General features: G+C 42.5%; 6 protein-coding genes and 1 riboswitch. Of the genes, 2 read left to right on the plus strand and 4 right to left on the minus strand.

Translation table 11 applies throughout. The features are described from left to right. A partial coding sequence (locus AB4496_RS15320; protein WP_372131295.1) for an alanine/glycine:cation symporter family protein occupies positions 1-642 on the minus strand: 642 nt, incomplete at its 3' end. 128 nt (positions 643-770) lie between these two features. Continuing rightward, positions 771-904: riboswitch (glycine riboswitch) on the minus strand. 609 nt (positions 905-1513) lie between these two features. Here AB4496_RS15320 and AB4496_RS15325 point away from each other — a divergent pair. Both AB4496_RS15325 and AB4496_RS15330 read left to right on the plus strand, forming a co-directional pair. After that, positions 1514-2248 (plus strand): chromosome segregation ATPase, encoded by a 735-nt coding sequence (locus AB4496_RS15325; RefSeq protein WP_017103097.1) that lies wholly within the window; start codon positions 1514-1516, stop codon positions 2246-2248. 301 nt (positions 2249-2549) lie between these two features. Next, entirely contained in the window at positions 2550-2738 is a 189-nt protein-coding gene (locus AB4496_RS15330; RefSeq protein ID WP_012603781.1) for a hypothetical protein, read from the plus strand. Positions 2739-2838: 100 nt separating this feature from the next. On the opposite strand, the gene AB4496_RS15335 is transcribed toward AB4496_RS15330, so the two are convergent. From AB4496_RS15335 to AB4496_RS15345, 3 genes are all read right to left on the minus strand, one after another. Continuing rightward, positions 2839-4380, minus strand: coding sequence for a sodium:alanine symporter family protein (locus AB4496_RS15335; protein ID WP_009846571.1), 1542 nt, complete (start codon positions 4378-4380; stop codon positions 2839-2841). Positions 4381-4938: 558 nt separating this feature from the next. After that, entirely contained in the window at positions 4939-6093 is a 1155-nt protein-coding gene (locus AB4496_RS15340; RefSeq protein ID WP_102257303.1) for an ABC transporter permease, read from the minus strand. Next, the coding region (locus AB4496_RS15345) for an ABC transporter permease (protein WP_372131297.1) at positions 6090-6451 on the minus strand (362 nt) is incomplete at its 5' end. The genes AB4496_RS15345 and AB4496_RS15340, both read right to left, overlap by 4 nt.

Genomic DNA, 6451 nt, shown 5'->3' on the forward strand with positions numbered 1-6451 from the left:
CGTAGGAACGACTTTCCCTGCTACTTTAGCGATAGATTGAATACCACCAAGGGTTACAACCGCCACAAGGATCGTGAGGACAACCGCTGACATTTCACGTGATGCGCCAAATGAGATTTGAGTTGCGTCTAAAATTGCGTTTACTTGTGGGAAGGTACCGATACCGAAGCAAGCAACACCGAGCGCGAAGACAGCGAACATGACCGCTAAGATTCGTGAGCCGACACCGTATTGCAGGTAGTACATTGGGCCGCCAACCATTTCGCCATTGCTATCGGTTCTGCGGTATTTAACGGCAAGTAGACATTCTGCGTATTTGGTCGCCATACCAAATATAGCGGCAAGCCACATCCAGAATAGGGCGCCAGGACCACCAATCTTGATTGCGGTCGCTACGCCTACAATATTGCCTGTACCAATCGTTGCGGAAAGCGCTGTACACAAAGCGGCGAAGCTTGATACGTCACCCGTACCGGATTTGTCTTTACTGAACACCATTTTTAGCGCGGTTGGGAGGTGTCTAAACTGGAGTAAGCCTAAGCGAAAAGTAAAATAGATACCTGTACCCACTAGCAGAATAAGTAGTGGTGGTCCCCAAACGAATTGGTTGATGGTTTGTAGTGTAGCTTGTAGGTGGTTCATAGATTCCCCTTAATAAATATAAAATTTAAGGAGAAGAGGGAAGGCAGTGCAGATCACAGGGATCGATAGCACTACTTAATACAGACGGATTTCTAGATAGAATTCTTTTGTTAATTAAGGCTGTTGCTTTCCACTCCTCTGTCCTTTTGCCTGAGAGTTTCACTTAGCGAATCACTTATAGATAAGTAACGGGCACTAAGCTTGCTCCTTCGGCGACCGCTTGCTACAAAAAAGTAGTACGGTTCTCTCCAGAGGTTCCTCCAACGACAGTCCTCACTTTTCTGGATTTCTCCAGCACAAAGCGCCTGAAAGATTTACTTCTTCGGCGGGTTTATCTAACTAAATGTTAATATTTAGTTAAAAACCACTCTCCTGCAGTCTTCATCGGAACAATTACCTAAATAATTAGGTAATCTGTAGGCGTATCCTAGATCATATAAAATGTGATGTCAGCTACAAAACATCTGTTTGCTCAAATGTTGTTCAACTAAATGATCAAACAACGAGTCTCTGACGTAACTTGCTTATTTAAATGGTATAAAATAGAGAAACAAGGAGGAGTTATGACTCGATTAATAGCGATTGTTTTTTTATTGGCTTTGGCATTTGTGCTGTTTCGTTACCGGACAAACGAAAAACTGCAAAAATGGGTAGTGATAGTTATCGTTAGCAGCTTCCTTTTGTATACTGCCAGCCTGATGATTTCGGAGTTAACTCGTTAAGTCTGTCTGTAAGCAGATAGGATAAACGTGTTAGCAAAGCTCAAGTGCTTCTGGCTTGGGCAATAGGTTTAACTGAGCTTAAAGTATCAGTATCAGTATCAGTATCAGTGACCGTGTAACGTTAAACAAATTTTTGGGAGTACCCGCTAGTGAACCAGCAATCTGGACAAGGCGAACAAGATGAAGTGGTTGTTATTGAGGAACGCGATAAACGTAGTCAGCTCTATATCGGCATTGCTGCGGTTATCGGTTTGGCGTTAGGCGGTTTAATCGGATCTACAGTCACGGCTTCGAAGTGGGAATCCACTTATCAGGTACTAGAAACTCGTTATCAAGAACTGCGTGATAGTAAAACTCAGTTGGTGACATCAGTTGAAGAGAAAGTGGCAAAAGTTGATACCGAAATTGATGCGAAAGTAGAAGCTGCTCTAGTGAAACAGGCAGAAGAGCATCAAAAAGAACTCCAAGATTTAGCGAAACAATCTGCAGTTTTAGAGAAAGCAAACTACTCGTTAGAGCAGCAGTTAAACGAACAGAAGCAAACGTTAGAACAAACTCAACAAAATAATCAAAAGTTGAGCCGTCAAGCTGATATGCAGTCGACCCTTTTTGAACGTTCGCGTGAGCTTTTCCGCAAAGAATTACAGATATCTCAAGAGCTTGAAAAACTCGAGAAAGAAAGAGATGACATCGAACAGAATCTTGGTTCTTTGAAGAAAGCGTGTGATGTTTTCTTAGATGGTACGTCATGGGATACAAAATCTGACGCCTGTGAGAAACAGGATAATGCCAATTCCCGCTTAAGTGACATCAGACAAATGATTGAAGTTCACACCATGGATATCAAGCAGATCAAGACTCTCACTGAAGAGATGGGTCTATAAGCTGAGCGCTTAATATAGCCATATCACGACTACTTGCAGTAAGAATTTGAACGCCCACATCGCACACGTGATGTGGGCGTTTTGCGTTCTCACCCCCTAAATGGCTAAGATGCGCTTTACATTGTTATTTCTGAAATTAGTGATTAGATACGTAAAATTGATCTTGATATGTGCTTTGTTGGGTAGTTGGTGACTTTGCACGCATATTTACACGCCAGAAAATTAGCATAATTGTTATGTTCTAGGATGAATATGTGGTTTGTTGCCACTCGGTGATTAGACTATCTCAAAGGACAAAGGGATGCCTGAATATTTGTGCGAGACTTGTACCGTAGCTTATTGCTTTGATGATTGTAATTCGGCATTGGCGCAACGAGAAATGATTGAAGTAGAAGAAGTCTTGGATCGTAAACAAGTAAGCCAAGATCCTGAACGGCGGCTTAAACAAGAAAATTCAGACATAAAAAATCCCTACAAGCACAGCCTGTAGGGATTTTGTACGTTGCAATACTGTTCTCGCTTTCTCAAGCAAAGGGTCTTACAAAAATTTTTAGAACAGTGTTATTCGACAATAAATTATTGACGAGTCACTATTTTTCGTAAGTTTTGATTTCGCCAGATTTAACTCGAGCAACAAATGATTGCAGTTCTTTCTTCACAACAGGCATTAGGAAGTACAGGCCTAGAATGTTGAAAATAGACATCGCAAAGATAGCTGCGTCAGAGAAGTCGATTACCGCGCCAAACTGAATCGTCGCACCGATAACAACAAACACACAAAACATCACTTTAAAAATCAGTTCCGTTGTTTTGCCTTCACCAAATAGGTAAGTCCACGCTTTAAGACCGTAGTACGACCAAGAGATCATGGTAGAAAACGCGAACATGATTACCGCTAGAGCGAGTGTGTATTTGAACACTTCTGCCGTTTCAGTAAACGATGCAGCAGTAAGCGTTACACCCGTTAAGCCAGAACCATCGAATGGACCTGTATTTAGACCAGCGATAGTGATAACCAAGGCTGTCATTGTACAAATGATGACTGTATCAACGAACGGTTCTAATAGTGATACTAGACCTTCAGTGATTGGCTCTTTTGTTTTAACCGCAGAGTGAGCGATAGCTGCTGAACCTACACCTGCTTCGTTTGAGAACGTTGCACGTTTTAGACCTTGGATTAAGGCACCAATGAATCCACCAACCACACCTTCGCCAGTAAACGCACCTGTAAAGATTGCACTGAACGCAGGACCCACTTGATCAAGATTAGAACCGATAACAATCAGAGCCATACCGATATACAGAGCAGCCATCCAAGGAACAACTTTTTCCGTTACCGATGCGATAGAAGGCATACCACCAACAATCACAGAGAAAACTAAAGCGGCGAGTACAAGGCCTGTGATGACACCGTATTCACTTGGTACATCGAATGCGTAAGTTAACATGGCATGTGCTTGGTTAGCTTGGAACATGTTACCGCCGCCCAATGCGCCTAAAATACACATTAATGCAAAACCAATAGCAAGGGCTTTACCTAGTCCACCCAACCCTCTTTCACCAAGACCTTGGCTTAGGTAGTACATGGGACCACCGGAAACGACACCTGAAGGTAGGATAGTTCGGTATTTCACACCTAAGGTACACTCACAGAACTTAGACGCCATACCCAGAAGACCACACAAGATCATCCAGAATGTTGCACCAGGACCACCAATTGCGAGAGCTGCACCCACACCGGCAATATTACCAAGCCCAACAGTTCCAGAAAGCGCGGTTGTTAACGCTTGAAAGTGAGAAACTTCCCCTTCGTGTTTGGAGTTAGGGTCTGTGTACTTACCTTTAATAATGTCTATGGCCATCCCGACACGTTTAAATTGAACAAAGCCAAAGTAAACAGTAAAGATGATCGCAGCGAGCAGTAACCAGCCAACAATAATTGGGAAGTTTGCTTCACCTACCGGTACGCTTTTAAATATCAGTCCAACGAACCAACCTGTATATTCGTTGAAAAAACCATCAACACTTTGACTTAAGTTACTGATAGCTTGATTAAATGATCCTTCTTCTGCAAATGCACTGGAACTAAATAATAATATAAACCCAAAAAATAATTCACGTATGTTTTTCATGGTTTTCCCTGTCTTTTTATTAAATTATGTTTGTTGCTGTTGTGTTTTTTCTATTTGATTTTTTACATTTCAGCGACTTATTTATTGCAATTCGACGGCAACATAAACGGCTGTAGCTAGGTCGAAAAATGAAATAAATATGAGTACTGATCTTGCTTTATATGGATATCCTTTTGGTATGTGCACCAATTAGACTATGGCATTCGGCCTGCCAAGTCCTACTGATAATCCTATACACAAAAATAATACCATCAAAGATTTTTTTACAATAAATTTACAATTGTTCGGGTTTTGTCATTGTTTGGGAATAAGCAGGCATTTTTTAGGTTGGAAAAGGCATATGCAGTAGCTGTTATAGCATGAACTAAGGTGAATGATAGTGGAGGTGCATAGGGAAGTCGGCGAGTTTTAATGTTCAATATGTTTTGGGGAGGTGTTTAAACAATGGATAGCTGAAGATGTAATCAAGCTAAAGGACATTAAAAAAGCCCTTTATCAGAGCTTTGTTAATGGTTTCAATGAGCGTGAGGTTTAGTGCCTGACGAATAGAGACTAGAGTTAAACAGAGCCAATGATACGTTTACTCGATTTGTGATGAAGCTTAAGTGCGAGTAACGAGCCCCATAGAGCGACTTGTATCCATAGCAATGTCCATTGAGACGCTACCTCTTGCCAAGATGCCCCCATCTGATTGAGCGCTAAAAAACCTTGGATAGCGGGTGTGCTTGGGAATAACTGTGACAGCAGTACTAACCATTCAGGCATCATTTCAACAGGCCAGATAAAACCTGAAGAGAAGATCAGCGGCATTGAACTGATTAACACCAAAACCGTGACTAACTCTCTTCTTGGCACTAGCTCACCAATAAAAATCCCGATCAAACAACTAGCCAATAAGAAGGGTAGCAGTAAGGTCAAAATGTTTGTTATGGAGGCAAGTAGGTTAATGCCATACATCGAAAAGCTCGCGCCGAAGTAGTACATCGACAACAAGTAATATATGCCGACTAAGGTACAGCAGCGAGCAAGTATCAGTTTCGCTGGAGAGGTCTTACTCCAATAGCCAAACGTCGATTGAGCGTTTTGGGTCGCGCCAACTAAACCAGAAGCCATGGCTAAGGTTTGTTGCAGGATCAACACAAAGACGGCTGGAACCACGTAATCAATGTAGCCCATGCGACTATTGAAGGTTGGTTTTAGGTTCAAGCTGAATGCACTGTAGCCTTTGGCTGCGGATTCTAACGGCACACCTTCAACTAACAAGTGACTGACCTTTACTTGCGCAGCTAACGTGCCGCCTGCCTTGGCAAGCCCTTCAACAATGGTTCCGTAGACCAAGAAGTAAGATGCATCACCAGCGTAAGAAAGCGTCGGGCTCTTACCTAGGAGCAAGTCTTTATAGAAGTTCTCTGGGATGACGAGGAACCCACCAATCTCTTGATTAAGAACAGCTTGCTTAGCATCGGCGATGGTGGAGTCGCGGCGTACCAAGTCAATTTGAGACGTGGCATCTACCATTCTTTCTAACTGGTAGCTGCTTTGGCTCTTATCCAAGTTCACAACGGAAGCTTTAAGCTGTTGAGGAACTTGATTTGCGTAAGGCAGCGGATACAAGAATGAATAGAAGACCACACCACCAAATACCGTTAGAAGTACAACAGGGTTGCGAATTACCGCTAACAGTTCTTGTTTTAGCAGTTGAGTAAAGCTCATTGTTTTACTCCTTGTTCTGCTTCGTTTTTAGTTTTAGCTGAGAGTGATGCTTGCATTAGATGTTTCTTAATTAATAATATAACCACCAATGTAGGAACGGCATACCACAACATAGAAGAGAGGCTGATCAAAGACTGTGCCGCGCTTACGCCATAACTAGACTGTGCCGTTTGTACTTCGATGTAATGACTTACGGGTAATAAGCTTCTCCAGATTTGCGCTGCCGTGTTCATGTCGGTTACTGGAAAGGTAATCCCCATGAACGCAAAGCTTGGTGCTGTGAAGGCGCCAGCGAAACTCATCGCCCTTGCAGGATCAAGCGTTAAGAAGAAAAACAAACAACCCATGATGATGCAAC

This window comes from Vibrio sp. 10N.222.46.A1, from assembly GCF_041473595.1.
Taxonomy (GTDB): Bacteria; Pseudomonadota; Gammaproteobacteria; order Enterobacterales; family Vibrionaceae; genus Vibrio; species Vibrio tasmaniensis_A.

Coding starts and splice junctions, on each gene's coding strand:
- AB4496_RS15330 (WP_012603781.1), top strand. CDS start 2,550: ATGCCTGAATATTTGTGCGAGACTTGTACCGTAGCTTATTGCTTTGAT.
- AB4496_RS15335 (WP_009846571.1), bottom strand. CDS start 4,380: ATGAAAAACATACGTGAATTATTTTTTGGGTTTATATTATTATTTAGT.
- AB4496_RS15340 (WP_102257303.1), bottom strand. CDS start 6,093: ATGAGCTTTACTCAACTGCTAAAACAAGAACTGTTAGCGGTAATTCGC.